At 42.1% G+C, this 23,568-nt stretch carries 36 protein-coding genes and 1 tRNA gene; 4 read left to right on the top strand and 33 right to left on the bottom strand.

The window, feature by feature from the left end; translation table 11 throughout:
* Positions 1–86: 86 nt before the first annotated feature.
* The 5 genes from QUB35_RS34455 to QUB35_RS34435 all read right to left on the bottom strand — a co-directional run bounded on the left by QUB35_RS34455 (position 87) and on the right by QUB35_RS34435 (position 2,063).
* Positions 87–311 carry a hypothetical protein gene (locus QUB35_RS34455; protein WP_333102163.1) on the bottom strand — a complete coding sequence of 75 codons (225 nt, stop codon included), beginning with the start codon at positions 309–311 and terminating at the stop codon, positions 87–89.
* A 37-nt stretch (positions 312–348) separates the two neighbouring features.
* Positions 349–558, bottom strand: a complete 210-nt coding sequence (locus QUB35_RS34450) for a hypothetical protein (protein ID WP_333146821.1) — start codon at positions 556–558, stop codon at positions 349–351.
* Positions 559–829: 271 nt separating this feature from the next.
* Entirely contained in the window at positions 830–1,177 is a 348-nt protein-coding gene (locus QUB35_RS34445) for a helix-turn-helix transcriptional regulator (protein ID WP_333146819.1), read from the bottom strand.
* Positions 1,178–1,216: 39 nt separating this feature from the next.
* Positions 1,217–1,546, bottom strand: coding sequence for a hypothetical protein (locus QUB35_RS34440; protein ID WP_333102158.1), 330 nt, complete (start codon positions 1,544–1,546; stop codon positions 1,217–1,219).
* A gap of 139 nt (positions 1,547–1,685) precedes the next feature.
* On the bottom strand, positions 1,686–2,063 hold the full coding sequence (locus QUB35_RS34435) for a hypothetical protein (protein WP_333146817.1): 378 nt from the start codon (positions 2,061–2,063) through the stop codon (positions 1,686–1,688).
* 107 nt (positions 2,064–2,170) lie between these two features.
* Here QUB35_RS34435 and QUB35_RS34430 point away from each other — a divergent pair, with 107 nt between their 5' ends.
* Entirely contained in the window at positions 2,171–2,917 is a 747-nt protein-coding gene (locus QUB35_RS34430) for a hypothetical protein (protein ID WP_333146815.1), read from the top strand.
* A 133-nt stretch (positions 2,918–3,050) separates the two neighbouring features.
* Here the strand turns inward: QUB35_RS34430 and QUB35_RS34425 are convergent, their stop codons facing one another.
* The 24 genes from QUB35_RS34425 to QUB35_RS34310 all read right to left on the bottom strand — a co-directional run bounded on the left by QUB35_RS34425 (position 3,051) and on the right by QUB35_RS34310 (position 17,270).
* A complete protein-coding gene (locus QUB35_RS34425) occupies positions 3,051–3,341 on the bottom strand; it encodes a hypothetical protein (RefSeq protein ID WP_333146814.1) in 291 nt (96 codons plus the stop codon).
* A 9-nt stretch (positions 3,342–3,350) separates the two neighbouring features.
* Complete coding sequence (locus QUB35_RS34420; RefSeq protein WP_333146811.1) at positions 3,351–3,833, bottom strand: DUF1822 family protein; 483 nt, start codon at positions 3,831–3,833, stop codon at positions 3,351–3,353.
* Positions 3,834–3,871: 38 nt separating this feature from the next.
* Positions 3,872–4,621, bottom strand: coding sequence for a hypothetical protein (locus QUB35_RS34415; RefSeq protein WP_333146809.1), 750 nt, complete (start codon positions 4,619–4,621; stop codon positions 3,872–3,874).
* Between the two features lie 17 nt (positions 4,622–4,638).
* On the bottom strand, positions 4,639–5,373 hold the full coding sequence (locus tag QUB35_RS34410; protein ID WP_333146807.1) for a hypothetical protein: 735 nt from the start codon (positions 5,371–5,373) through the stop codon (positions 4,639–4,641).
* Positions 5,374–5,533: 160 nt separating this feature from the next.
* Positions 5,534–6,136 carry a hypothetical protein gene (locus tag QUB35_RS34405; protein WP_333146805.1) on the bottom strand — a complete coding sequence of 201 codons (603 nt, stop codon included), beginning with the start codon at positions 6,134–6,136 and terminating at the stop codon, positions 5,534–5,536.
* 92 nt (positions 6,137–6,228) lie between these two features.
* Positions 6,229–6,579 (bottom strand): DUF3846 domain-containing protein, encoded by a 351-nt coding sequence (locus QUB35_RS34400; RefSeq protein WP_333146803.1) that lies wholly within the window; start codon positions 6,577–6,579, stop codon positions 6,229–6,231.
* 30 nt (positions 6,580–6,609) lie between these two features.
* On the bottom strand, positions 6,610–7,002 hold the full coding sequence (locus tag QUB35_RS34395; protein WP_333146801.1) for a hypothetical protein: 393 nt from the start codon (positions 7,000–7,002) through the stop codon (positions 6,610–6,612).
* A gap of 307 nt (positions 7,003–7,309) precedes the next feature.
* Positions 7,310–7,867, bottom strand: a complete 558-nt coding sequence (locus QUB35_RS34390) for a hypothetical protein (protein WP_333146799.1) — start codon at positions 7,865–7,867, stop codon at positions 7,310–7,312.
* Between the two features lie 38 nt (positions 7,868–7,905).
* Positions 7,906–8,196 (bottom strand): hypothetical protein, encoded by a 291-nt coding sequence (locus tag QUB35_RS34385; RefSeq protein ID WP_333146797.1) that lies wholly within the window; start codon positions 8,194–8,196, stop codon positions 7,906–7,908.
* A 53-nt stretch (positions 8,197–8,249) separates the two neighbouring features.
* Positions 8,250–8,813, bottom strand: coding sequence for a hypothetical protein (locus tag QUB35_RS34380; RefSeq protein WP_333146795.1), 564 nt, complete (start codon positions 8,811–8,813; stop codon positions 8,250–8,252).
* A 117-nt stretch (positions 8,814–8,930) separates the two neighbouring features.
* Positions 8,931–9,605, bottom strand: coding sequence for an MT-A70 family methyltransferase (locus QUB35_RS34375; protein ID WP_333146793.1), 675 nt, complete (start codon positions 9,603–9,605; stop codon positions 8,931–8,933).
* Position 9,606: 1 nt separating this feature from the next.
* Positions 9,607–10,002 carry a hypothetical protein gene (locus tag QUB35_RS34370; RefSeq protein ID WP_333146791.1) on the bottom strand — a complete coding sequence of 132 codons (396 nt, stop codon included), beginning with the start codon at positions 10,000–10,002 and terminating at the stop codon, positions 9,607–9,609.
* Complete coding sequence (locus tag QUB35_RS34365; protein WP_333146789.1) at positions 9,999–10,229, bottom strand: hypothetical protein; 231 nt, start codon at positions 10,227–10,229, stop codon at positions 9,999–10,001. Before QUB35_RS34365 ends, QUB35_RS34370 begins: the two co-directional genes overlap by 4 nt.
* A gap of 114 nt (positions 10,230–10,343) precedes the next feature.
* On the bottom strand, positions 10,344–10,562 hold the full coding sequence (locus QUB35_RS34360; protein ID WP_333146787.1) for a hypothetical protein: 219 nt from the start codon (positions 10,560–10,562) through the stop codon (positions 10,344–10,346).
* 44 nt (positions 10,563–10,606) lie between these two features.
* The gene (locus QUB35_RS34355) at positions 10,607–11,023 is read right to left on the bottom strand and encodes a DUF1257 domain-containing protein (protein WP_333146785.1); all 417 of its coding nucleotides are present in this window, start codon (positions 11,021–11,023) and stop codon (positions 10,607–10,609) included.
* A gap of 138 nt (positions 11,024–11,161) precedes the next feature.
* The gene (locus QUB35_RS34350; protein WP_333102137.1) at positions 11,162–11,371 is read right to left on the bottom strand and encodes a DUF2997 domain-containing protein; all 210 of its coding nucleotides are present in this window, start codon (positions 11,369–11,371) and stop codon (positions 11,162–11,164) included.
* Between the two features lie 25 nt (positions 11,372–11,396).
* The gene (locus QUB35_RS34345; protein WP_333146783.1) at positions 11,397–11,738 is read right to left on the bottom strand and encodes a DUF6283 family protein; all 342 of its coding nucleotides are present in this window, start codon (positions 11,736–11,738) and stop codon (positions 11,397–11,399) included.
* Between the two features lie 149 nt (positions 11,739–11,887).
* A complete protein-coding gene (locus QUB35_RS34340; RefSeq protein WP_333146781.1) occupies positions 11,888–12,271 on the bottom strand; it encodes a hypothetical protein in 384 nt (127 codons plus the stop codon).
* Positions 12,272–12,479: 208 nt separating this feature from the next.
* Positions 12,480–12,914: a DUF6876 family protein gene (locus QUB35_RS34335; protein ID WP_333146779.1), complete on the bottom strand. Its 435-nt coding sequence runs from the start codon at positions 12,912–12,914 to the stop codon at positions 12,480–12,482.
* 15 nt (positions 12,915–12,929) lie between these two features.
* Positions 12,930–13,277 carry a hypothetical protein gene (locus tag QUB35_RS34330; RefSeq protein WP_333146777.1) on the bottom strand — a complete coding sequence of 116 codons (348 nt, stop codon included), beginning with the start codon at positions 13,275–13,277 and terminating at the stop codon, positions 12,930–12,932.
* Between the two features lie 6 nt (positions 13,278–13,283).
* Positions 13,284–13,580, bottom strand: coding sequence for a hypothetical protein (locus tag QUB35_RS34325; RefSeq protein ID WP_333146775.1), 297 nt, complete (start codon positions 13,578–13,580; stop codon positions 13,284–13,286).
* A gap of 81 nt (positions 13,581–13,661) precedes the next feature.
* Entirely contained in the window at positions 13,662–15,230 is a 1,569-nt protein-coding gene (locus QUB35_RS34320; RefSeq protein WP_333146773.1) for an AAA family ATPase, read from the bottom strand.
* Between the two features lie 244 nt (positions 15,231–15,474).
* Positions 15,475–16,800 (bottom strand): hypothetical protein, encoded by a 1,326-nt coding sequence (locus QUB35_RS34315; RefSeq protein WP_333146771.1) that lies wholly within the window; start codon positions 16,798–16,800, stop codon positions 15,475–15,477.
* A gap of 233 nt (positions 16,801–17,033) precedes the next feature.
* Complete coding sequence (locus tag QUB35_RS34310) at positions 17,034–17,270, bottom strand: helix-turn-helix transcriptional regulator (protein WP_333146769.1); 237 nt, start codon at positions 17,268–17,270, stop codon at positions 17,034–17,036.
* A gap of 352 nt (positions 17,271–17,622) precedes the next feature.
* Here QUB35_RS34310 and QUB35_RS34305 point away from each other — a divergent pair, with 352 nt between their 5' ends.
* From QUB35_RS34305 to QUB35_RS34295, 3 genes are read left to right on the top strand one after another with little or no spacing between them, the layout of a single operon-like run.
* On the top strand, positions 17,623–17,913 hold the full coding sequence (locus QUB35_RS34305) for a hypothetical protein (RefSeq protein WP_333146767.1): 291 nt from the start codon (positions 17,623–17,625) through the stop codon (positions 17,911–17,913).
* Positions 17,910–21,317 carry a virulence-associated E family protein gene (locus QUB35_RS34300; protein ID WP_333146765.1) on the top strand — a complete coding sequence of 1,136 codons (3,408 nt, stop codon included), beginning with the start codon at positions 17,910–17,912 and terminating at the stop codon, positions 21,315–21,317. Before QUB35_RS34305 ends, QUB35_RS34300 begins: the two co-directional genes overlap by 4 nt.
* Positions 21,314–21,487 carry an NblA/ycf18 family protein gene (locus tag QUB35_RS34295; protein ID WP_333146762.1) on the top strand — a complete coding sequence of 58 codons (174 nt, stop codon included), beginning with the start codon at positions 21,314–21,316 and terminating at the stop codon, positions 21,485–21,487. The genes QUB35_RS34300 and QUB35_RS34295 overlap by 4 nt, the downstream gene beginning before the upstream one ends.
* Here QUB35_RS34295 and QUB35_RS34290 read toward each other — a convergent pair.
* The 4 genes from QUB35_RS34290 to QUB35_RS34275 form a co-directional block, all read right to left on the bottom strand.
* Entirely contained in the window at positions 21,465–21,677 is a 213-nt protein-coding gene (locus QUB35_RS34290) for a hypothetical protein (RefSeq protein ID WP_333146823.1), read from the bottom strand. The two genes, QUB35_RS34295 and QUB35_RS34290, sit on opposite strands and share 23 nt — an antisense overlap.
* Positions 21,678–21,699: 22 nt before the next feature.
* Positions 21,700–22,827: a tyrosine-type recombinase/integrase gene (locus tag QUB35_RS34285; protein ID WP_333146759.1), complete on the bottom strand. Its 1,128-nt coding sequence runs from the start codon at positions 22,825–22,827 to the stop codon at positions 21,700–21,702.
* A gap of 135 nt (positions 22,828–22,962) precedes the next feature.
* Positions 22,963–23,036 (bottom strand) — tRNA-Pro (locus QUB35_RS34280).
* Between the two features lie 37 nt (positions 23,037–23,073).
* The gene (locus tag QUB35_RS34275) at positions 23,074–23,442 is read right to left on the bottom strand and encodes a DUF1818 family protein (RefSeq protein ID WP_333146757.1); all 369 of its coding nucleotides are present in this window, start codon (positions 23,440–23,442) and stop codon (positions 23,074–23,076) included.
* Positions 23,443–23,568 lie beyond the last annotated feature (126 nt).

Below are 23,568 nucleotides of genomic sequence, written 5' to 3'. Positions count from 1 at the left end.
TATATTATCAAGGGACTCGCGAGTTCATTCATCTTTCTAAATGCTGTTTTCTTACTTTTTCAGCAAGCCCTACTTATCAGCTCCAACTAAATAGACTGAGCGATTTGATAGGCTTGTTGATAGAGTGGATCATTACTCTTTGGCTGCTGACCTTCTTTTTGATCGCTGACGGCTAAAGCTACCTTGATTTTCTGACTTTCAGTTTGTGAAGGTAGTGTTTGATTTTCATGGTAGTAATTGGCAGAAGTCTGGAAAAAGTTAGGGAGGTCGGCTTCATATTTCAGAAACCGAACTAATTCTTTTAAGTTCATAGCATTGAGAAAAGCAACACTACCTTACAGCGAAGCATTACTGTGACTTTTTACGATTGCCTTCTAGTTCTTCAATTTGAATGCCGATCGGATATGACTCTTCATCATATTCCCCAAGATATTGATCGACTTGGCCAGCTTCAGTTACTTTGCCTGAAGTAAATAGAGGACTGGTTGCTGCTAGTGCGACGGTCAAAGCTGTTGTAACGGCAAGAATCGTGTGTTGTGTTTTCAGGGAAATATCCAAAATGGTTTACTGGAACTGGAATAACTTATGTGAGCAAGCTGTTGATTTAAAGCCACAAATCGCCTACTTGAATCAGAGGAAGCTCGACTTCAAGTTTCTGTCTTAGAGAACGGACATTCAGGGCGTCTGTGAACAGAAGCGCTGGAACAAACTACCAGATTTTATGGCGAGTTGTTAGATTTGTCCTCGTCCAGGTGATGAACAACTTCACGCCCGTCTGAGCTTGCGATCGAGAGTTTGTTCTGCCACCATCCGATGCAGATACACTGTTTTATAGGTCATAGGTTTTGCGATTGAAGTAAATGGGAAATACTGCTACGGCGTTTTCTAAGTCCAGAGGTTCAACTTCTGTTTGTTGACGAATTACTTCAAGCCATGCAGCATTGAGAGCGAAGATTGCAGCAATTCTGATGGTGAGCCAGTCATACTCACTGGTTCGGATGTCGATTCTATTATTTTCGATTTTCGATAATAGGTATCGATCGATCGTAAGAAACTCTTCATCTTCTGATGGAATTACCAGCAATTTACACAAATCTTTCTGGCTAAAACCAAGTTCTTGCCGAGCATTTTTTAGGATTCTACCCAGCGTTAATTTACTGTGTTCGTAGTTTGTCATGATAAGTAAGAATTCTGGGAGCGACCCAGATAAACGCTATTAGAATGCTAAATAACCAAATTGTTGATTTGCTAACTCAAGAACTTTGCGAATAAGTTCCTCTCTCTGTGCTTCAAATTCAGCATGAGGCATTTTGACATAGCGATAAACTTCAGAACTTGACCATCGGCTTTCAGAGTCATATCCTTCATCACCGCTAAGTACCACAATTTCAATTGATGTATTTTTGGGCCATTTGGTGATTTGTAGATGATATTCATTCCAATCTTCCCAGGTAGTAAGCTGATGAGTTTCTTTTGTGTATTTTATTACTTTGCCATCTTTGGCTTGCCAGGTACAATTTTCAACATCAAAGTCTGGTTGTGACATTATTTAATCCTCAATCTCACACCCTTACAGCGAAGCAAAATCTTACTTTGACTATTTTTATTGCCAGTAACATTCCCAAAAACATTATCAGAAACATTTTTAGAAACGTTACTAGAAACAGAACAAGAAACAAAATCTGTTATATCAACCACCAATTTAAAGACTGAATCAATTTAGTAGCTTTGTCGATGACCTGAGTAACGATCGGCTGGGTAATAATCTGAGTATTGGACAAACCTAAGTCAGAAACAGCGTCAAGACAAGCACTTTCCCAGGCACTTTCTTTGGTTGTGTAGAGTTTGATGGGAGTAACACCGATCGTCACATACTTTTGTTGAGAGAAACAAACCAATTTCGCTGCGTTGCCCGGTAAAAATTTAGGGGCAACAACTTCATGTTTGACCTCACAAGGTAAGAGCTGCCCTTCCTCGTTAAGCCATACAGCCTCTTCAATTACAGGACATATTCTCAGTTGGTTTTCGACTTCTTGAGGTATTGAAAAATCTGGGTTGTGCATAGTACGATAAATCTGCTAACAATACTTTACGGCGAAGCTTATAATTTGCTTGCTAAGTAAAGAATAGCGTTAAAATAAAATAATATTAATTCTAAAAGTGAGGAAATATGGGCGAAGCGAAACGGAGACGAGAAAGAGGGTTAGGATTTGGATTTAAGTCTCAGCCTGAAAGTTTAATTATTGGATGCTATCTAGCTCCAGCAGGGATAAGTGATCGACATACAGTTTATTTGGGAATCAGAAGAAAGAACTCTCATGGAGTAATCAGTAAACCGCTGTCAGTTCATACCAAGGTAACAGATGCTTTCCAAGTTCTGACAAACTGTAACAATGTCTTGAAGAAATGCTCTTTCACGATAAAGCACTCAGATGAAAAAATTTTTGATTCATTCAAGGAAATGCTACTCTCTGACTACGGGAATCAAGGTGAGGTAGGCGATCGATATCAAGTATCGGAGAACATAGATGCTTTCAATGCCTGGATGAACCAAGGTAACTACCGAGATAAAAATAATCCACCGCCAGGGGTGACAATTACCCATTTAACATCCGTAGTTAAAAAACGTTACAGAGTTTTTATCAGTCCGATCAAAGAAGAATCACCCAAATTCTATGGGAATCCCGAAGATAACTCGGTATTTCACGTAGGCGAAAGTTTTGACCGCCCTATTGCCGGAACCCAAAACGAACTGTTTATCTGGCAAACCTATGTAGTTGCAGCATTCTTCGCTGATTACCTGAATGATCATGATAAAGATTCCTTGAGCGCTGAGGAAGCCCAGAGGCTAACTCATGAAGTACAGGATTTGATGAATCAGGAGCGATCGCCAGGAGTTGTATTAGAACGCGCTTGACGGGGCGCTACTCCTGGCGATCGCTCCTGACTCTATACCTCGGCTATAGAGTCAGCTCTACCTCATCCGTCATCGTGGCCAAGTCGAGATCAAACTTTGCCGTTTTTGAAGCCGCCAAGCCGAGTTTTCACCACTAACCCATCATTGTGCAAATAGCTTCCCAGTTCTCGTCCACTTCTTCAGGAGTAAAATTTGTGAGACAACCCGCTAAGTAGTCTGTACTGCCAATGCAAAATTTTTTCCATACCTCTGGGCGATCGAATGGTCGAAAATTATCTTCAAATTCACATTCGGCTTCAGCGATGGCTCCGGCAAAATCATCTTCTACTTTTTCAGGGCAATTAACCACCCAAACCGCTTGAGCTTGAGCTGGATCAGGCTTGGGTTTTCCTGCCAAAGACATCCTTAGCGGTTTCAAATTCATGGTTTTTCCTCAAACATTTTGTAATTCAATAGTTTCCAAATAGTCAGATAAGCGGTCAAAGGGCTGAAGGTCAGCAACAGAAATTTGTACAGTATCGCCGTGGATATCAGCAGCAGAGAGAAAGCCCAAAAGTTTGACTTTATCCAATGAGTCTGGTAATTCAACAAAGATATAAGCAATGCGATCGTTTTGGACTGGAACACAAATCTTTGTTTCTCCTTCACCAATTCGACAGCATTGAATCTTTCCGATTCCGGGTAACTCCAAATCAGCAAGTTCTAAAGCCGATTCAATTGCGACAGTCCAGTCATCATCTTTATCGAGAATGGTTTCAAAGTCCATCCAACCGATAAGATGATTGACTGCCCACACTGTCATTGTATTGTAGAAACGCTTTAGACCATTTTCTAGGTTTGCTTGTTCTGAGGCATAAGCTAAAGCTAAGTTGTAGACTTTGGCATCGATCGGGAATTGCAGCCAATTATCTTTCATTTTGTGTAATTGAGAAATCACACTTTGAAAGCGAAGCATTATTCCATTACTAAATCTTCAAATGAACAAGCAATTAATTTTTCTAAACTTTCTTCAAACCAAGGAAGCAAACTGTGATAAATGCCTTGACTTAACAATCTCGGTTCAATATTGTCAGAAAACTTATTTCTAGATACTTCTTTCTGATAGGCTACTCCAATATCATAATAGGTGTGCCAATAGTAAACAAAGTTCAAGATTGTTTCTCTTCTGAGTTTTTCCGCTGACAGAATTTGTACTAAGTAATTCATTGAATCACTCAAGGTTTTTCTGTTACCTTTACGCCATTCCCAATCTTGAACTTGAAGAAACTCAATATAGCTGTAGCTTCCACCAAAATACCATTTTCTTTTGCCGTACAATGTGTTTATGTAAGCAAGAAGTTTATCACAAGCTAATCGCAAAGTATCTATCTTGCTCTTAGGATATAACTGTCGATGTCCAACAAGATACCATCCTAAATCATCAGTGACTAGGGTATCGTTTAACATTGACGAAACGCAAGTTTTGCCAGCTTTTTTTACTGTTGGGTCGATCGATTTATCTTTCAAAAACTGCACTATCAAATCCAAGCCAACCTCACCATATTTACAGGCTTCACACAAACCACCAATTTGGGATAATCGGTGATTAGATGCTAAGCGATTCTTGACACCGAATAGACCTCCTAGCACGGCAGCCCCTTTGGGAACTAAGACGTGACTGCCGAGTATCGCATCATATTCTCTAGGAGCTTGTTCCTTTGACATTATTGTTACCATGAGCATTAATCTGGTGCAATTAGCTTCTCTAAACCTTCCTCAAACCAAGGAAGCAAACTAGGATAAATGCTTTGACTCGCTAATCTGGATTTAATCTTTTTGACGAATTTCTCTCCATATATTTCCTTTTGATAAGCCAAGCAAATATCGTAATAACTTTGAGAGTAATAAACAAACAGCAAGATTCGTACTCTTCTTAACTTCTCGGCGGTAAGTATCTGAATCAAATAGTCGATCGAATCATCTAATATTTTTCTGTTTCCTTTAGCCCATTCCCGATCGTGAACCTGAGAAAAAGTAATATAACTGTACCCTCCAGAAAGATACCATTTTGTATTTGGATAGACAGTATGTATGTAAGCAAGAAGTTTGTCGCAAGCTAAATGCAAAGTATCTGTTTTAGTTGGAAAATCCAAGTTTCCATGTGAAACCAAATACCAACCTAAGTAATCGGTTGTTACAGTGTTATTTAACATTTTGGCAACTGTATCTTTTCCAGCGCTCTTTACTGTTGAATCGATCAAGTTCCAGTTATCTCTCAAAAATTGAACTATTAAATCAAAACCAGGCTCACCATACCGACACGCTTCGGACATAGCACCAATTTGCGATGCTAGATGACTTGATGCTAAACGACTTCTGACACCGGGTAAACCTCCCAGCACCATAGCACCGAGCGAAGGGGGAGTTTGACCGCCGAGGATAGCATCATATTCTCTAGGATTTTGTGGTTGTAACATCTTCTAACCTAACTTTGCTTTGTTGTGGTGAATGAGTTATACTGAACTTGCTTCTGTTCTGTTGATTATCCAAGCACCCCGGATGAAACAGGCAACAAAACAGAAGTTGCACAAACCGAAAAGCGCTACAAACTTATGCCACTAGCGCTTTTTCATGGGATTAGACTAACTGACTAACGAGCGATCGAACTTGTGTTGAAGTTAAGCAAGCTAAATTATTACCAGCAGTTCGGGAAACAATAAGGCAAAAGCCATATAATTCTTTGCCAGTTTTGGTAACATAGCTCAACTTGTCCTTAGAGTTTTTGTTAGCAAATATCACAGCAGTTCGATCGATGAATTCGTCTTCAATTCGCTGGACAATGATACCTACAGTTCCAATATTAGTCCCCATCAATTCTGCTAAGTTAATTCGAGACTGAGAAGATTTGCGAATGTCAAAGCCTGTAGGCGACACCAAAATGTAGTAAGTGTAGGTGTCATTATCGATCAAATATCTCACTTCAGTTTTGCCCGTCGCGGTTTGTTTAGCAACTGATTTGATGTCAATTCCGCCCTGTTTTAAAGCCAAAATCATTTGAGTGATATATTGTGCCGACAAACCTCCTAGTTGACCGCCAATATCTTCGGGCAGCAAGGGGGGAGAATTTTTCAGCAGATTATGGACATTTCTAGCAGTGTACAGTCCGGGCCAGCGTAGCGAAAAATCTCCTGATATCTCGATCGCATACTGAGCAATTCGTTGAAATTCGATATTATCCATGTTGATTCTGAGTGATTATGAGTGATTCTGAGTGATTCTGAGGTGAATTGAGTCATGCCCTGTATCCGAACTGGAACAGGGCATAATTACTGCTAACGTGGCTGTAACGGATAGATTTTGCTTTCTTTTTTGACAATTTCTAGCTGTTTCTCAGTCAACAAACAGAAATCTTCAATTTGCATATCTATTCCGACAATCAAAAGCTGTCCCTGAAGAGTAATGCCATCAGGAGTAAGTAAGGTCGGCTGACAGCCTTTCATTAAGAATTCATCATCACACAAAATAGCGATCGACTGGTCAGAATAGCGCTTATAAACCCCTTCAAAGAATCCTTCTTCACCGGGAATTCCTACAAGTTTTTGAATTTCAGCAACGGTTGGCATTTCAGTTGCCGTTACTTCTTGAATTCCTGTTGAGTTGATTAAAACGTAAAATTGTGACATTTCGGTTCCTGTAAATGTTGCTAGAAAGAATCAATCAATATCCCAGAGCGAAGCACTAAAGTTGTGTTCTGGCTTCACTGGTTTTGGATACAATTTCAGTTCAGCTTTGACAATTTTGGCTTGACGCACATTAAGTAAGCACAAATTGTTTGGTGATTCATGAGTTGCGAGAATTACTACCTGACCACAGACAACATCACCATTTTTTGTAACACAAGTTGGGGGAAGTTCTGTCGATACAGCATCAGCATCACAAACCATAACGATCGAACTATCAGAGAAGCTCAATTCTGCTACTATTTGACAATTGGCTGGCAATGTTTCACTACCCATCAATTCTTGAATTTCTTTGATAGCCAACATTTCAGGAGTAGTAGTAATTTCTACCTCTTGTTCCAGCGTAACTAAAATGTAGTAAGGCATTTGTTGGAACTGGGAGCGATCCAGTTATTCGCTATATTCGTTATTCTTCGTTATTCTTCGATGGGAATTCCAAGTAACACTTTTACCGCTTCAATATCTTCAGGCAAAACGTAAAGAGTAAATCTGCCTTGATAGACGTAAAATTCTAGCTGATGAACCATTGGTTTTATGGCAGAGACAACTTTATGATGCTCGTTAAAACGAAAATCAGCTACTTTATGAAATCCCGCAACATTTATCTCAGGTGAAACCATTTACAAACTGGGAGCGACCCAGGAATTCGCTATCAATATCCAAAAGTGAAACATTAGCGACGCTTGAAAATATAGACTTTTTCATCTAACATCCGCCGATAAATTCCCTCTGTCAAATAGAACCAATCTTGGATAATTGTCTCGATATTGAGATGTTTCCAGCTAAGATTGTTGCGTTTCAACTGTGAATCAAAACCTTCTTGAGTCAGAAATTGTTTGACAAAATCTTCAGTGCGATCGCAACAACCTTTGTAATCTTCTCTGAAATTTGACAAGATTTCTGGCTCTCTACGATAGTCCGCATAATAGAGTAAGAATGCTTTGCCGTGTTTATGAATTCCTTCACCTATTTGTGCGATAAAGGATATTGGCATTTCTGGTGCCATTTCAGTACCTTCAAAGTTTTGGAATAAACTAACTTTGACTGCTCCCATAAATGGAGAATGAGTCTGAATGTACTCCATATTTTTCTGCATTTCAGAAGCGTTAATAGCATTGATCCAAGCACCAAAAAAAGAAAGTTCTTGCAGAACATAAACTCGCGGTACATCAAATCGCCAATCAGTTGGGAAAGGCAAATTGGTTAAAGGGTCAAAAGAATTGGACTGCATGGTAGTTGTTAACTGGGAGCGACCCAGTTATTTCGCTATTATTTGTTGGATATATTGGCAAGTTCGATCGATCTACAGAAATTACTAACTGCTTCGAGATGTTCTTCTAAAACGTAGACTCTAAAAGCACCTTGTTTCCAGAGCGCATCAGGGTCAAAAGAATGAAACTTTATCAGGTATTGAAACTCGCTATTTTTCAATGCAGTTTCGATCGATTCATGCTGATGTGCTAAGAAGTCACTCACAATAATGAAGCCGTTTTCAGCAGTCTCTGGCAATTCATTGGATTCTGATTCTGTCGTTGTGCAGTCGTTATGAACGGTTGTCATGATGATATTTTGAGAGAACAAATCCATGCCTTTATGCGAAGCAAAACACTAAATTACCAGGTAATCTCTTCCAAATAATGATCACCTGTTTCAGCTCTTAAACTCTCAATCCAGCTTTGAGGAACGTTAAGCTGTTTCAAACATAGGATTTGTTGTTCAATGCAGTCCAATTCTTCCTCCCTGCTATTGTCAACAAATTTATCACCAACAGATCGACGAATGATGTGATGATTTTCATGAACAAAAATGCTGGCTAACCATTCAACATCACGACTAAATGTTTGTTCAGCAATGAGTATTTCATTCTTCCAATAAGCAGCACCCAATGAAGTAGCACTACTTATGCAATGAGTATACTCTTGAATCAAGCTGAAATACTCTGGACAATAACGAGCTAAAAGTTCGAGAGCTTCGATTACTTTTGCTGCAAAATCATCGGTAAACTGTACCGGATTTGTGATTTTAATTCCGTAACTTTTCTCGTAACTTTTCTCGTAACTTTGATGTTGATTTTCTTCGTAACTTTCATCGGGGACAGTATCAGTTGAATCGTAGGAATTGTAAGTTGGATCGGATGCGATCGAAGTAATTCCAAAAACTAAATTAAACCAGCTCATTTTGTGACTGGGAGCGACCCAGTAAATACGCTTACAGGACAAATCAATATCCTTAAGCGAAGCAATAACAAAATGACTTAACCCTAGTAATTTCCATAAAAAACTAGGGGTGAGTTATCAAACTAAAGCATTAGGCAAGTTAGCCTCAGCACCCCAGGCATCCCAATTAGGCCGTTGTTCACGAGCAAATAGTTCAATCCTCGACGGGTGGGATAATTTGCCCAAATTCTCACAATTCTCCAGTTTGTCAGCAAGTCGATCGGCAATCTCCCAGAATTGTTCAGGCTTCTGTGAATGTTTCGTGCGCCGTGCCCGAATGATGTTTACGATATTTGTCAAGCCGTGATGGCTAAAAGTCCCAGGATTGCCCTTAGTAGCCACCAGGAAATGCTCTGTGCAGCTCCGACCGTAGTGACCTATTCCGCCATGAGGTTTGCCAGCCTTCGTTATTTTCTCCCATGTGAAAGTCGATCGATGAGTAAATCCCCAGCGGTCGAGACACCGAAACCCCAGCGCTTGATGGTTATTTGTCACCCACAGCAGCAGATAAGAGTCTGAGCTTGCGATCGCACTGATTGGCATATTGAGAATTTCCTCATCTGTCATGGATGGGTAACTGCAACGACCCCTATGAGTTTTGTCTGCTTCTCTGAGTGTGAAACTCCAGGGCGGATCGGCAACAATCAGTCTGTATTCTTGATGCGGGATAGGTGGAAGGTTGGGTATCAGATGCAGTGCGATCGATAACTTTTGCTGTCCTACCGCATCATCAGCTTTGTATTTAGTCTTCATGCTAATTTCTTCTTTTCTTTGAAGTTTGTTTGGACAATTCCTTTTGCTGTTTCTGTTTGGCTAATTCAGCCTTTTCTTTGTTAATGATTAATCCCCGAAAAAACATCACTTGTGCTTGTTGGATTTTCACACTATCCTGTTGCTCAACTTTGAACAACATATACCTGAGAATTTCGATGGAAGTAAATCCATCTAATCTAGTTACATTTTGAACAAGTTGAGCAGCAATTGAAAAATATCCAAGATTATTAGCCATTGCTCCAGCTAATACTTTGACTGCAAATGTTTCTAAAGTCCAGTTATTCGATCGAGCCGTTTCAAAGATTTTATCAACCTCTATTTGAATTCTTGCAGCTTCATCTACTACTTCTTGCGTTTGATGTACCATGATTTTCATTCCAATTTTTCTACAACTTCTGAAACTTTGATGCTTCGTAATGTACAGCCGTATATCTCAATGTAGATATAGGTAATAATTCGACCTTCCGTAACCGAATCTTGCAATGTTTTACGATTGAATAAGAAGAACATTTGCCACCACGTTAAAAGCATTGGCGGTTCTTCTAAGACTTCTGCTGTGACTTTCTTTCCTTCAATGATTTCTAAGATGACAATGTGTTTCATATTTTTGGTAAGGTGAGAGGGAAATAATCACCGTTAACTATTTCCCTGTTACCTAAAAGCGAAGCATTGACTTGAATTAAGTGAGATTTTCTTGATGCTGACTATCTATCAAAATCAATCATCGGCTGACAAATCGATCGAGTCATAACCCAACTGTTGAACTAAATTGAGTGCCAGTCTACCGGGTTCAGTCTCATATTTACTTTGAGTTGTTCGGGTAGTAATCAACAAGGCATCGGCTGCTCGATCGAGACATTTTATAATGTCAATAAAATCGTCTATATCAAGGATTACATTGCAGCCTTCTGGGTTGGTTGTGTAATTCCAAATCATGGTTTCTGTTCCTGTTTAAGTTTCTGAATTCCCTATGCGAAGCACTAACACCATTTACCAGCAACTATGACTATTTCACCATTTTCTTCAGTTTGAGACTCAATATTGAACCCTTGACTCCTCAATACTGCTAGAGTATTTTCCCGTGCGTACCAGGGTAAAAGTTGTTCCATAAATTTCTTAGCAGCATGGATGGAACCATCACGAGTTAAGAACTCAAATTCATCAGTTCCTTCTACTCGCTTAAAGCCAAAATCGTAACCACCCTGATAGCGTTGTTTGCGCCGAATAACAAACTCTGCTAACTTACTGTTGCCGAATGGGTCATGGATATGAGTGTTAGTTTCGAGGTACGCTCCAGCAAGAATTCCCTCAAGTCCTGACTCAATCATTTTCTCTAGAATCTCTTGTAGGACGATCGGATTCTTTATCTGGGTGCGGATATGAGTTAGATGTGACATTTTCTAAGTCTCCTAAAAGTTCTGAAAGTGGACGAGAGAAATACCGGGCAGCAGCAAGAATTTTTGAAGTACATTTACCGCATTCGTAAGTTCTGCCGTTTACTAAGGGATTAAGACAACCAGGGATTTTACAATTCATCAGCTATTTGTCCATAAAGTTGAGTCCTCAATGATTTCCTCAGTTAATCTTTCAGTTAATGCTTCTGGAAGAAGTTCTTGCGATCGAATTTCTCCCATTGCATTTTCCAGTTGCTTAGTAATGGCAGTACAATTCGGCCCGGAACCAAGGACTTTTTCAGTAACAGTGCCATTTTTGTTGATGATGAATTCGATTTGGTAATATTGCATGATTGAATAAGTTAGGTAAGTTGGGTTAATCTGTTAAAGTTTCTGCAAAAGTTGCCCGTTGTGCGTCATCAATTTCAAGCTGTGATATCTGGTTCGATCGCATCAATACCAATCGCAGAGCCAGATTATTATTCCGAAGTTGGTGATAAATCCAGCCGACACATTCAAGCAATTTATCATCAGTGGAATAGTGACAGCCCATTGCGATTTTAGGACTTGTCAACTGTTCAAACACATCTTGATTTGGATTAGCGATCGTCTCCTTCAAAGCTTCATGATTTTCCCGGTTGTAGTCAGGAATTTTGCTCAAATCTCGGTTAACTTTCCAGGGACAGTTAGCACATTGTTTCGTTTGTGTCAGTTGCATGATGTCAGTTGCATGATTAGTATTTGACTGAGATTATGTTATCGAATTTGTCTCTGACAATTTTGGGACTTTTGTTAATATGAATCCCACAATTTCGGCAAGTATAATGTCTCAAGTATCCTAACTGACCAAGAAACATTAATTGACCGCTACAGACTTTGCACGTCAAACTTGACATTATCGTTGTCCTCTTTCAGGCTGTTGTTGATAAGTAAACCTTGATTTATTAAATCGACTGCACGTTGTGCGATCGACTCATTTTTTTCAAGAGTTCCGTTAGCTAGATGTCGCATAAATTCCAGCAATTGATTACCCTCAAAACGGGTACTGTAGCGAATCATGCGACAAGCTATTGCTACATAAGCATCTTTTTCTAAGACTGCATTTACCCAAACTTCAATTGCAAACTCAAGCGTATTGACTTTTCTTTTCAGTGCTTCAGCAAAAACTATATCAACTTTTGCCTGTAATTGTTGCAGTTGTTTTTGCCTTTCTTCAAGTGTAACTTCGGGAATTTGTCTGTTGGTAGTCATTCGATTTGGCTCTCCTGGGTTTATGGTGTATACGGTATCAAGCACAACTGTTCGCGATTCTGTAATACCCTCGGAATAAGGATATGTGGTTTGGTTATCACCTCAAAATCAGGAGAGCCTTCGATTTGCTCCTAATAATTGTTGAATGATGTAGTGCGAAACTTTATCTTGTCCCCCCAAAGTGGAGAATAAGACAGCTTTTTAGGACTTAATTTTCACTTGGCAACAGAAGGACTTTATCTTGTAGAAAAAGCTTGATATCAGTCAAAGGAAAATCTGTCATTGGTATCTGCTGAATAATCGCAGGTTTAGTTTCGGCAGTTGGTGAATCTTCCCAACAAGTCAAAACAGCATCATTAGGCGATGGCGTACCGCCCCGCAAGCTACGAGGCTTAATGAATTCATGTGCATTTCCGACATGAAGGAACCAAAGCTGAAACTCGGTTAAGCTGTGAATTCTCCTCGCACGGGGCTGATGGGAGGCGATCGCATCAATCAACCAATAAGCTTGAGCATTATCAGCCAAATATTTGACTCCATCGGTGTACTGAATTCCGAGCCAATGTTTGAAATATTGCTCAGTTCCAGAAAAGTGTTTCAAATTCTGCGACAGTGTTTCAGCATCCATCATTGCCTTTGCCATAATCTGATTCCAAATTCAAAAAATCATTCTCTTACAGCGAAGCATTACATCACTATTTTCTTGAAGTATTTCCAACTTACTAAGACTTACTATCTGACCGTTTCGACCATTCACACACACAAATGGTGGAGGGTCATTAAGCAGTTCAGTTGCATAATTCCAGAGTTCTGCTCCTTCTTCTGGAGGCGTAAGCCAAGAACCCTTCAAAGTTTCTCTAATGCCCATGATTCTTTCTGCATCAGCAATGGTAGATGCAACTAATTTGGCATCGGCTCTCCAAACACAGACACATTTACCTTTGTAATTGGCGAACGCTGGAAATTCTTTTGGTTCACTTGTTAAATCATTGATTAGGTCAGACATACTATTTCAATTTCCTTTTTGTTCAAATGCTTCGGTTAATTTATCATCAATAGCAAAAGCAATAATTCCGATCGCATCTCTCATCGCTGCTTCATCTCCCTGCTTAGAACGCAAAAGTAGTAAAGGAATTCTGCTTTTATCAGGAAATACCTCATTAATCAAAATCAAAGCATTTTCGTTACCAGCGACGGCGGTTGACCAAATCACTGAGGCAAACGCCCAACTATTTATTACTTCTTTTTTGCCTTCATCAGTATCGATCGTTTCCAAGCTTGATAAAGGATGAACAAAATGGGGTTCCATATTCTGCCTCAATTTATGTGAACAATTCCTAAATCAAAAAGCGAAGCATTTGTAACCTTTGGCTTCGCTTTCTGATAATGATTAATTTTCGTCAACCTCAAGAGGTGAGAGATGAGAGTAGGGAGTTACAGGTGTTTCATTCTGATCGGCAATACTGGCGGATTTAGCGCCCGATCGAATTGCCCAACTTTTGAGTTCATCAATTTGTGCTTGAGCAATCCGTGCCAGAGGAACGCAGCCAGTGATCGCTATAGTCAAATCTCGCTCTGTGAATTCTCTCCCGGCACTGAATGCGGTTTGCATCGCATCGCAGATAACTTGCTCAATCTCCGCACCAGACAAGCAGGACGACTGACTTGCCAGCATTCCACAATCGAAGTCTCCCGACTTCACTCGCGAAGGCCGGACGCGGGTGAGGTGAACTTGAAAAATTGCCTCCCGCTCTGTGAGGTTCGGCAGGTCAACCCAGAAAATTTCATCAATGCGACCTTTGCGAATCAGTTCGGCGGGAAGGACTTCGGCGCGGTTGGCAGTCATCACTACAAACACTGGCGCGGTCTTTTCTTGCATCCATGTCAGGAGCGCACCGAATACCCGCTGGCTTGTGCCAGAGTCGCCATCCATGCCAGACGTAATGTTCGCGAAGGCCTTATCTACTTCGTCTAAGAACAGAATGCAGGGTGCGATCGCCTCCGCTAACTTAATGACCTGTCGGATGCGGTTCTCGCTCTCGCCGACCATACTGCCAAAGACCCGACCGACATCGAGGCGCAGCAGGGGCAATTTCCATTCAGCAGCAATGGTTTTAGCCAGCAGGGATTTACCCGTTCCCTGAATGCCGGCCAGCAGTACCCCCTTGGGATTGGGGAGTCCATACTCACGGGCTTCATCGCTAAAAGAGCGCGATCGAACTGTTACCCATTGCTTGAGATTTTCAAGTCCGCCTACGGACTCCAAACTAGATTGAACCGGGATGAATTCGAGGATGCCCGTCTCCCGGATGGTTTGGCGCTTCTCCTTGATGACCGCAGCGAGGGCATGAACATCAACTTTTCCGAGCACTAAGCGTTTGGCAAGGACGCGGGAGATCCGGCACCGAGTCAGCCCCTGGCAAGCCTTTGTTAGCTGTTGCCGTTGTTCTGGGTTGAGTTTGATATTCTTGCCAACCAGTCGATCGATCAACTTCGAGATCTCCTCGATGCCTGGTAAAGAGACATCTACCACCGTAATTTCTTCCCGCAGCTCTTGAGGCATTCTGAGTTGATCGGAGAGAATGACGAGACAGCGACGGTCACGGGCGATGGTCACTGCCAAATTTTTCAGTTCGCGGACGATCGCTAGCTGGTTGACGGCTATCTGCCCATTCGCACCCGGTGCAATCAAAGTCGCAATGTCTTTCATGACGAACAAAGTGACTTGTTCCATTGCCGGCGCTTTGCTGATCCGCTCCAAGGCTTGCATCGGGTTTCCTTTGGCTGTGCCATTATCTGTCCAGCCACGGGCAAAATCCCAGAAATAGATTTGCCCTTCCTTAGCTTTTGCTATATCACACAAAATTTCTTCGGCGGTTTCCTCTTCTGGGCTCACTACCCACAACAAAGGAAATCTGGCCATCAACATTAGCTGAATTTCTTTTTTTTGATCTATCATGTCTTTAATCCAATTATCAATTGCTAATTACTCTCTACCCAGCACTGATTCGTACTTAATCCAATATCAAGTGATTTGCCGAGCTAGTACGCAATCAAGCTTTTGAGTCACCAATTTTGCTACAAGTTTTGAGCTACCCACTCAAAACTTAGTAGCTCTCTAACAGTACCCATTCTTCCTTCTAAGCTCAGTAACAGCAACTGCTACTGAGCTTTTTGTTTCTGTTTGTTTCTGTTTCTGTTACTCATTTAGCCAAAGCAACTTTTTGCTTTTTGTTTTTGAGAAGAGGTTCAAATGGCTTAGCGGGAGGTTCAACAGCTTCAATAGACTCCACTGTTTCTGAACTAGAGTCAGAAATAGCAGGGTCAGAATCAAAGTCAGAGTCAAACTGAGAGTTAACGGGTTCTAAAAAAGGGCCAACAAAGTCTGAAACTGTTTCATGCAGTAGTTCGGGGAGTATTTCAGGAAGTAATTCAGCTTGAGATTCAGAGGGAGATTCAGATTGAGCGACTTGAGTTTCAGCGAGACGTGCTTTCAAATCTTCAATTTCTTTAAGAGCATCTGACAAGTCACCATGCAAAGTCTCATTTTCGACCATAAGCTGTGCGTCTGTAACGATACCATCATCACTATCATCAAATTCTCGATCGACTTCTAAAGCCCCACTAACTTTTTGTTGACTTTGCAGGTTAGTGATTGTTGTTGAAGCTTCTCTTAGCTGAGTTCTCACTTGTTCTAGTTGAGCTTCTAGGACTTGTTTCTCGCCAACTTGTGCTTGTAGAGCTTGGATTTGAGAATGGAGACTGGACACTTCTCGTTCCCGTGCTTCGATTTGTCCATTAAGCTTAGATATCTCACTGAGTCGATCGCGAGAAGCCGTTTCAAATTCAGCAACTTCTATCAACCGTTTTTCAGCAACTGACAATTTTGCTAGTAATTCATTGCGTTCGGAGGTGAGCAAATCTAACTGCTGACGAAATTCTTCAGAATCGGTCAACTTTTGCTTATTCAGATTCATGTACGCTTCCCTGAGCTCATTCCGCTGGCGTTCGTACTCCGATTTATAAAACGTCAACTCCATTACATTTTGAGGAAAATCTTTGAGTTGTTGGCGCATCAACTCATTTTCCTGAGCTAACTGTTTCATCCGATCGCCACTCACGCTGGTATCAGCTTTTTGATAAGCCAGTCTGTAGAACGCGATCGCCATTTGATGAGAAACCTTGAGAATATCTTCAGGTATTTCGGAGTCCTCCAGCAAACCATCATCCGCTGCTTCCAACAGTGCTGTTGCTAAATCCTTCTCTGATTTTCCTTGCTTCATCAGCGACAGATTATCTGTACGCCATTCTTTCAGCAATTTGCAGATAATATCGGTGCTCCCTCCGATTCCGTAAATTTCCTTGAGCGCTGCACCCACACTCCGAACCACAATGCCTATACGATTTTTATTGAGCACAGCACACGTAAAATCAATCATTTCTCGATTGATTCCTGTGTATTGTTGACTGCGATCGAACTCAAATCCTGTCAAGTCAAGCGTTTGAAACGTTGTCGGTAGTTTTGGCACGGTTTTTTTAACTCGGTAATTTTGACAAAAAGATTCCGTACTTCTTTCTGAAGCAATTTTGCTTTTGCAATGTCCTAAAAGTTGAATCGCGCAAGCCTTGCGTCACATTCCTAAGCAGATCGTTGATTACTGAGGCTGCTGGTTCTCAGATTTTTGGGGCTGTTAATTTTGGCTTGTGCGATTATCATATCACCTCATAAGACATTATGACAAGCCATTTTGTCTTATTAAGGTTAAGCAAGCATTTCGTAGTTTGTTTCCTCCTCTACTAAATCTGACAAATCCCTGGGAAGCTCTTCCCAATGAACATTGAGAGCATCACAAAGGTCGATCCAGTCGCCCCGAGTAAGGGCTGGCTCTTTCCCCAGCGTCTCCCATCGCTGCAAAGTCCGCACTGCAATCCGATTTCCCAAACGTGCTACTAATTGCTCCCTACTTAGTCCCGCTTTTTCCCGTAAGTATCGCAACACAGTAATTTTCCTAGTTTCTAAGGATTGATCTTTAGCTCTTTCTGTCATAATATCAATTACAGGACAAATTGGCTACTTATTTTGTCTAGCCAGTTTGTCTCTTCTCGTTGAACAACTAGCGATCGAGGCCGGGGGCTAATTCGACCTCGATCGCTAGCACTATTCTCGCAGCCATCTCAACAAATTCACCCATGTTGAAAATCCGTAACAAAAAACCACGCACCCCAAAGCCACATTTCATACAGGCACAGTTTTCTTGAACAAAAAATGGGGTAATTCCATACGGATTTGGGAAACAGCTAACTCAGCTATTGGCTAACTGAAAAACTGCCCTAAAAAATCAGTACAGAACATGACCCAAAACGGATGGTGTCGATCGAATTATCCCAAGGACGGCAAACGATGCTTCGGCTTATTAACGAATGGGCTGTGTGCCGAGTGCTATTGGTCAGATCCAGCCCAAGGTACTTTCCCAGCTAGCGAAATTCAAGCAAATGAAAGTCAAAAAATCACACGACTGAGAGAAAGAATCAATGATTTGGAAGAAAAACGATCGTCGGTCAATCAGGAAATCTATCGTTTGCGCCAACAATTGCAAACTTTAGTCGCAGCAAAATCAAAATCAGGAGTCAGAAAGCAATGAATATAGATCGTGAGCTGGCACAAAAGCACCTGAATTACTTGGGCTATCAACCGGGCGAAGCTTTGTTGAGGTTTTTCTATCATAGCTCTGATGAACGCAAGAAAAAGGATAAAGGTCGCAAAAGTTCTGAGCTTAACTGGCAACAGATTGAGCAGTATCAAGCAGACAAGCGCGGTGTTTATGTCGTGGTTAATGGTGCAGGCGCAGGTACAGCCGGACATAGCGATGCTGAGATTAAGCAGTGCTGTGGTATTTTCTGCGAGTGGGACGATATCCCGTTGGCAGAACAATTTGAAAAATGGAGCGAAGTAGGTTTTGTTGAACCAACTTTCACCATATTTAGCGGTGACAAGTCGATGCAACCGTATTGGCTGTTTGAGGAGCCGATCGCACAGGAACAATGGCGGGAACTGCAAGTGCTTCTGATCGAAGTGATGGAAGCAGACGAGAGCAACAAAAATCCCAGTCGTGTTTTTCGGCTCGCGGGTGCGTGGCACGTTAAGCCCGATCGCGAACCCGTTAAAACCGATTTTGTTGAAGAGTCCGGCACTCGCTACAGCTACAGTGATTTGCGCGATCGACTTCTCATTCTCTATCAAGAGTTACTCGCTCGGAAACAACGAGAACTTGAGGAACAGCACCAAGCTTTACTGCAATTTTCTACCACTGCTACTGCCACTGCCACCCACAGCGCTACTGTCTTAGACAGTGCGACTGCCACGACGGGGCGCACTGCCACCGCAACTCTAACTGCGACACCGGAGGAAATATCTCAACGGTATAAAGACATCACTGTTCCGGTGCCGGTGCCAATTTCTCTACAGTGCGGTCTGGGAAAGCCCAACAAGGAATTTTTGAATGGAGTAGCGACTCTCAGAAATACCTCAATGGCAACGCTGGCACGGGATTTAATTGGAGTTCAATCTGAGTTCAGCCGACTGGGACAAGTAACCAATGAGGATGCCTACACTCTATTTCTTGATGCTTGTCGGCGTTGTTCTCCCGGCGGTGGCTGGGATCAAGAAGAGTGGGATCAAATCTGGAATTACGCAGTTAAGTCGAATCCGATCGCCAGCATCTCAAAATATTTTAGTGACGGGATTGAGAGCTGCATCAAAGGTGAATACTGGCGATTCATCAAATCTCTGCAACCTGATCATTTAGTTTCGCTACTAGAGGCAGAGGCTGAATCTGATTTGGGTAACTCTCCTAATTCTGCTGCTAGCTCTGATTCATCACCTGAATTTAATATTTTAAATTCAGATAACAGAATGATTCAGGATTACCGAAAAATCATTAGAAAATTTGGCAAACGGCTTCGCTTGAATAAACTCAGCAAGCGAATCGAAATTGACGGTACACCAGTATCACTCGATCGAGTGCGAATTCAACTCGCAATCAAACACGGAATTCTCGTAAAATCCAGTCGAGAAGATGTTCAAGATATCCTGACAGAAATAGCAGTAGAAAATCAGTATTCACCAATTGAAGAGTATCTAAATTCTTTGCCACCAGCACCAGATACTTCGTTTTTAGATAGTCTCGCTGAAAAATATTTTGGTGTCAACGATCCAATTTATGAAATGTTTGTCCGAAAAACATTAATTGGTGCTGTGAAACGAACGTTTGAACCAGGATGCAAAATAGACACAGTTCTGATTCTGCAAGGGAAACAGGGCTATAGAAAGTCAACTTTTTTTAAGGTGCTGGCGGGAGGCAAATATTTTGACGATTCCCTGGGAACTGTTTCTGACAAAGATGAACGGCTGAAATTGCACCAAGCCTGGTTTGTAGAATGGGCAGAGCTAGAGAGTGTTTTCAGACGGCGCGATGTCAGTGCAACCAAAGCTTTTTTATCCACCGGAACAGACAAAATTCGACCGCCATATTGCCGAGATATTGAAGACTTCAACCGACCCAGCATCATTGTCGCAACCACCAACAAGCAAGAATTTCTCGCTGATGAAACAGGCAACCGGCGATTTTGGGTAATTCCGGTCAAACACCGAATTGATACTAAATTGCTTAAGAAAGAACGAGATGCGATTTGGGCTGCTGCGATGCTGGCTTACAAATCTGGCGAAGAACCTTGTCTTGACTATGAAGATGAAGAAACTGCCGAACACATTGCTCAAGAGTTTCAGTCATCAGATCCCTGGGAAGATGTCATCGAAAATTTTATTGAACACCGCGAATATATCCGACTCAGCGATCTGCTCACTCATCTCCAAGTTGACCTGAGCCGACAAGAGCGATCGCACCAGATGCGCTGTTCCGCCATCCTCAAAAAATTTGGGTGGGAGCGAGAGTTTCGATCGATCTCCAGCAAACGAGTTCGAGTTTGGTGCAAAACTGAACCCGAACCCGAACCTGTCTCCCTCCCTCTTGAGCTTGCTGAATCCGACCCCGAATTTGACGCCGAATTTGAGGCTGATTCAATCCCTGTTGAGGCTGCTGATCAACCTCAAGTTTTGAAAACCCCCTTAAAAAGGGAGGTTGATCACGAGGTTGATCACCCTGCTACACAAGGATTTGATCAACCTGATCAACCTGATCATCCTATTTCTGAAAAAATACTAAATTCTGATCCGACCTCGAATCCAACTTCAGATCCGACCTCGAATCCGACCTCGAAAGGAACAGTAAACTGGATGGCTGCTTCCGCTTTTAGTAATTCCACGGCAGCGAAAGATTTTCCTAGTTTTGGTAACAAGGTTGATCAGGTTGATCAGGTTGATCAATCCTTTGCACAGCAAGGTGATCAACCTAGCGATCGACCTCAAAATTTGGAGCCATTTTCAAAAAATGAGGTTGATCAGCAGACTCAACAGAACAACGAAACAGGGGATCTGGTCGAATATATCCGGCTAGCGATCGAAGTCGGCGATCGAGAAACAGCTCTTGATATTCAGACCATGCTCAAGGAAGTTTGCAGCAAAGGCGCAGCCGATCGCCAGAAAGTCTGGAACTCCCTTACCGCTGATGAAAAAACCGCTTTTAATGGATTGATTTCCCCAGACCCGACACCAACTCCGACACCAACTCCAACGACATCGGAATCGACAATGCCAATAGTAGAACCGACAACGGAGACAACGGAGACAACGGAAGAACCAACACCCGAACCAACACCCGAACCAACACCCGAACCAGCAGCTATCTCCGGAGGAATAGATGAGAAGGATGCTGAAAAACTAAGAGAGATAGCTACTATTTGGTGGCCCGAATACTACCCAGAACACTTGCAAAATCTACTGACTCAGATGTATGGATGGAAAGCGCCAGGGACTAAATACCAGAGAGAGGTAATAGTGAATTGGCTGACTGGAGAAACTGCTGAAGTTCGCGATCGAATCAACCTATTGATTGCCGAAAAAGATCGAACTGAGAAAATAGAATCATGACAACTATTGACCTCACACTTGAGCAACAACTTCGATTAAGAATCTACGCTTCTCAAGCTCAATCACTTTCAGTAGAAGAAGCACGAGTCCTCTTAGTTGAACTAATGCGACAAAACATGATCAAAGACAACGTAATCAAAAGTTTACTCAATTCAAATCAAAATGAATAATTTCTGCGATGCTAAAACTGCTTGTAAAATCCTCAATTGTAGCGATCGAACCCTTCTGCGATACAGAAACCAAAACAAACTTATAGAAGGGATTCACTGGGGTAGAAATCCTGGCGGAAAAGTTCTCTACAATCAACAACTGATTGAACAATTGATAACTTGTGGTGGGGATATCAATCATCCGGATCATCAGAAATTTATGGAGAGGTATCTCACTGATTTACCTCAAAATCAACATCAGAAACCGGGTCGAAAACAGGGAACAAATCTGGTAGTTTTGGCGGGTTGACCAGTCCGGCATAATTTTCATAAAGTGTTCTCACATCGTGACCGGTGAGGGCTGCGATCGAAACAGGATTCATGCCAGATTCCAAGCCATGCGAAATTAGCGTATGTCGGGTATTGTAAGGTTTTCGATAATCAATTTCAAGGGATGCAAGCGCAGGTTTCCAGTAGCGGTTGCAGAAATTTTTGGAATCGATCGCTCTACCTTCGATGCTGGTGAAAATTAAATCATCAGGTTGGAAGTCAGTCGATCGCCGGCTCAGTAATAACTGTTGCAGCCGTGGAGTTAGCGGCACCGTGCGGTCTTTATTCCGCTTGGCTGCTTTCCGATCACCGTTACTCAAACTTTCTCCGATCCAGATGCGATCGCAGTTGTGGGAACAATGTCGCCAGAGGAGAGCTGCTGCTTCGCCGGTGCGAAGGCCGACGCCGAATTTGAATTCCACATAGTCCGCATAATGTTTCAGATTCTCGTTTGAGCGGAATTTTTGGACGATCGCGCTTATTTCTGTAAGCGTGAACGGTTCTGGGCGTTGTTTGGGAGCTACGTTCACCTTGACTTCCTCCCAAGGATTTTCGAGAACCAGCTTCTTTTTTTGGCCCCACTCCCAGCAAGCATTAAGCATGATAATCCGTTCCCTTACGGTACCGGGTTCAAGTTTCTGTGCCAGCCAATCTCTAAATTTTTCTGCAACAGTTTCAGAAACAGAAATTGTGCTTTTGTTTTTGAAAAACGCAGAAACGTGTTTCTCAAGTCCAAGATATTTAGCGAAAGTAGAAGGCTCAACTTTCCGGCGCTTGTACTCGATAAATTGGTGAAACAGGTCAGAAACAGAGATGGATTCTTGTTTCTGGGGTTTGTATTTTGCCAGAGACGGGTCAAAATTGCCACTGGTCATATCGAGTTCGATCGTCCGCGCTTTGATGCTTGCCGCTTTACGGTTGACGATCGAGTCTGGCAAACCGAGATATAGCCAGAAACGTTTACCTTGCCAGGACCAGGCAAGTCGCAGCCGATCTTTGAAAACTTCTATATTTACTGAGCCTTTTGGCATATCCCAGATTTATCGCAGATTTATCGCAGTGATTGTCTGAGTATGTCATATTCTGTCACCCCTTCTTGAGAATGGGTAAGGAACGAGTTATCTAGTAAAAATAATGGAACCCTTATAAAATAAGGATTCCATCTATCGGAGCGGCGGGATTTGAACCCACGACCCCTACTACCCCAAAGTAGTGCGCTACCAAGCTGCGCTACGCCCCGACAGCTTTAACAGCTTAGCATAGAATTCCCAAAAAAGTCAAAAAACTTTTAAAACTTTTGCGGCCTGCACCAAACTCGGAACCGCAGCCGCCGGCCAAAAACCCTCGCACCTCCTGCCAGCATTCAGGATCAACTGCACGCTGTAAGCTTCGGGATAGCCTTCCACCTGCACCCACAGCAAGTCGCTTTCGGCTTCAATGGCTATTTTTTCCTCGTCCATTAACTCAGAGGCCATTTGACTCATGGTGCCGGCCAATTGCCCCAACAATCGGCAAAAATCGTTTAACTCAGCCTCCGTGAGTTCGATCGCCCAACCGTCGCCAGCCACCAAACCCTTAAACTCCTCAGCCTCTGGGTTCCATCCCAAACGCCACCCAACACCCGTTTTAATTACACGTTCCACCATTGAGGGATTTTAGATTTTAGATTTTGGATTTTAGATTAGGAATGAGAATTACAGCATATTCCATGTATATATGATACACTGTATTTAGTACATAAGCGAAAAAAATGAAACCTTATTCGATCGAGT

It is taken from the genome of Microcoleus sp. B13-B6 (genome assembly GCF_036705405.1).
Taxonomy (GTDB): Bacteria; Cyanobacteriota; Cyanobacteriia; order Cyanobacteriales; family Microcoleaceae; genus Microcoleus.
Note: the sequence above shows the minus strand (reverse complement) of the source record. Positions and strands in the feature narration are given on the sequence as shown.

Excerpts from the sequence above, each read along its gene's own strand:
- QUB35_RS34455 (WP_333102163.1), bottom strand. The coding sequence starts at position 311 with ATGAACTTAAAAGAATTAGTTCGGTTTCTGAAATATGAAGCCGACCTC.
- QUB35_RS34325 (WP_333146775.1), bottom strand. The coding sequence starts at position 13,580 with ATGGAACCCCATTTTGTTCATCCTTTATCAAGCTTGGAAACGATCGAT.
- QUB35_RS34345 (WP_333146783.1), bottom strand. The coding sequence starts at position 11,738 with ATGCAACTGACACAAACGAAACAATGTGCTAACTGTCCCTGGAAAGTT.
- QUB35_RS34285 (WP_333146759.1), bottom strand. The coding sequence starts at position 22,827 with ATGCCAAAAGGCTCAGTAAATATAGAAGTTTTCAAAGATCGGCTGCGA.
- QUB35_RS34320 (WP_333146773.1), bottom strand. The coding sequence starts at position 15,230 with ATGATAGATCAAAAAAAAGAAATTCAGCTAATGTTGATGGCCAGATTT.
- QUB35_RS34400 (WP_333146803.1), bottom strand. The coding sequence starts at position 6,579 with ATGTCACAATTTTACGTTTTAATCAACTCAACAGGAATTCAAGAAGTA.
- QUB35_RS34440 (WP_333102158.1), bottom strand. The coding sequence starts at position 1,546 with ATGTCACAACCAGACTTTGATGTTGAAAATTGTACCTGGCAAGCCAAA.
- QUB35_RS34375 (WP_333146793.1), bottom strand. The coding sequence starts at position 9,605 with ATGAAGACTAAATACAAAGCTGATGATGCGGTAGGACAGCAAAAGTTA.
- QUB35_RS34355 (WP_333146785.1), bottom strand. The coding sequence starts at position 11,023 with ATGTCACATCTAACTCATATCCGCACCCAGATAAAGAATCCGATCGTC.
- QUB35_RS34295 (WP_333146762.1), top strand. The coding sequence starts at position 21,314 with ATGACAACTATTGACCTCACACTTGAGCAACAACTTCGATTAAGAATC.
- QUB35_RS34380 (WP_333146795.1), bottom strand. The coding sequence starts at position 8,813 with ATGAGCTGGTTTAATTTAGTTTTTGGAATTACTTCGATCGCATCCGAT.
- QUB35_RS34275 (WP_333146757.1), bottom strand. The coding sequence starts at position 23,442 with ATGGTGGAACGTGTAATTAAAACGGGTGTTGGGTGGCGTTTGGGATGG.
- QUB35_RS34385 (WP_333146797.1), bottom strand. The coding sequence starts at position 8,196 with ATGACAACCGTTCATAACGACTGCACAACGACAGAATCAGAATCCAAT.
- QUB35_RS34425 (WP_333146814.1), bottom strand. The coding sequence starts at position 3,341 with ATGAATTTGAAACCGCTAAGGATGTCTTTGGCAGGAAAACCCAAGCCT.
- QUB35_RS34305 (WP_333146767.1), top strand. The coding sequence starts at position 17,623 with ATGACCCAAAACGGATGGTGTCGATCGAATTATCCCAAGGACGGCAAA.
- QUB35_RS34330 (WP_333146777.1), bottom strand. The coding sequence starts at position 13,277 with ATGTCTGACCTAATCAATGATTTAACAAGTGAACCAAAAGAATTTCCA.
- QUB35_RS34430 (WP_333146815.1), top strand. The coding sequence starts at position 2,171 with ATGGGCGAAGCGAAACGGAGACGAGAAAGAGGGTTAGGATTTGGATTT.
- QUB35_RS34365 (WP_333146789.1), bottom strand. The coding sequence starts at position 10,229 with ATGAAACACATTGTCATCTTAGAAATCATTGAAGGAAAGAAAGTCACA.
- QUB35_RS34435 (WP_333146817.1), bottom strand. The coding sequence starts at position 2,063 with ATGCACAACCCAGATTTTTCAATACCTCAAGAAGTCGAAAACCAACTG.
- QUB35_RS34420 (WP_333146811.1), bottom strand. The coding sequence starts at position 3,833 with ATGAAAGATAATTGGCTGCAATTCCCGATCGATGCCAAAGTCTACAAC.
- QUB35_RS34340 (WP_333146781.1), bottom strand. The coding sequence starts at position 12,271 with ATGACTACCAACAGACAAATTCCCGAAGTTACACTTGAAGAAAGGCAA.
- QUB35_RS34395 (WP_333146801.1), bottom strand. The coding sequence starts at position 7,002 with ATGCCTTACTACATTTTAGTTACGCTGGAACAAGAGGTAGAAATTACT.
- QUB35_RS34410 (WP_333146807.1), bottom strand. The coding sequence starts at position 5,373 with ATGTTACAACCACAAAATCCTAGAGAATATGATGCTATCCTCGGCGGT.
- QUB35_RS34335 (WP_333146779.1), bottom strand. The coding sequence starts at position 12,914 with ATGGCAAAGGCAATGATGGATGCTGAAACACTGTCGCAGAATTTGAAA.
- QUB35_RS34360 (WP_333146787.1), bottom strand. The coding sequence starts at position 10,562 with ATGATTTGGAATTACACAACCAACCCAGAAGGCTGCAATGTAATCCTT.
- QUB35_RS34350 (WP_333102137.1), bottom strand. The coding sequence starts at position 11,371 with ATGCAATATTACCAAATCGAATTCATCATCAACAAAAATGGCACTGTT.
- QUB35_RS34370 (WP_333146791.1), bottom strand. The coding sequence starts at position 10,002 with ATGAAAATCATGGTACATCAAACGCAAGAAGTAGTAGATGAAGCTGCA.
- QUB35_RS34300 (WP_333146765.1), top strand. The coding sequence starts at position 17,910 with ATGAATATAGATCGTGAGCTGGCACAAAAGCACCTGAATTACTTGGGC.
- QUB35_RS34390 (WP_333146799.1), bottom strand. The coding sequence starts at position 7,867 with ATGCAGTCCAATTCTTTTGACCCTTTAACCAATTTGCCTTTCCCAACT.
- QUB35_RS34445 (WP_333146819.1), bottom strand. The coding sequence starts at position 1,177 with ATGACAAACTACGAACACAGTAAATTAACGCTGGGTAGAATCCTAAAA.
- QUB35_RS34415 (WP_333146809.1), bottom strand. The coding sequence starts at position 4,621 with ATGTCAAAGGAACAAGCTCCTAGAGAATATGATGCGATACTCGGCAGT.
- QUB35_RS34405 (WP_333146805.1), bottom strand. The coding sequence starts at position 6,136 with ATGGATAATATCGAATTTCAACGAATTGCTCAGTATGCGATCGAGATA.
- QUB35_RS34290 (WP_333146823.1), bottom strand. The coding sequence starts at position 21,677 with ATGATCCGGATGATTGATATCCCCACCACAAGTTATCAATTGTTCAAT.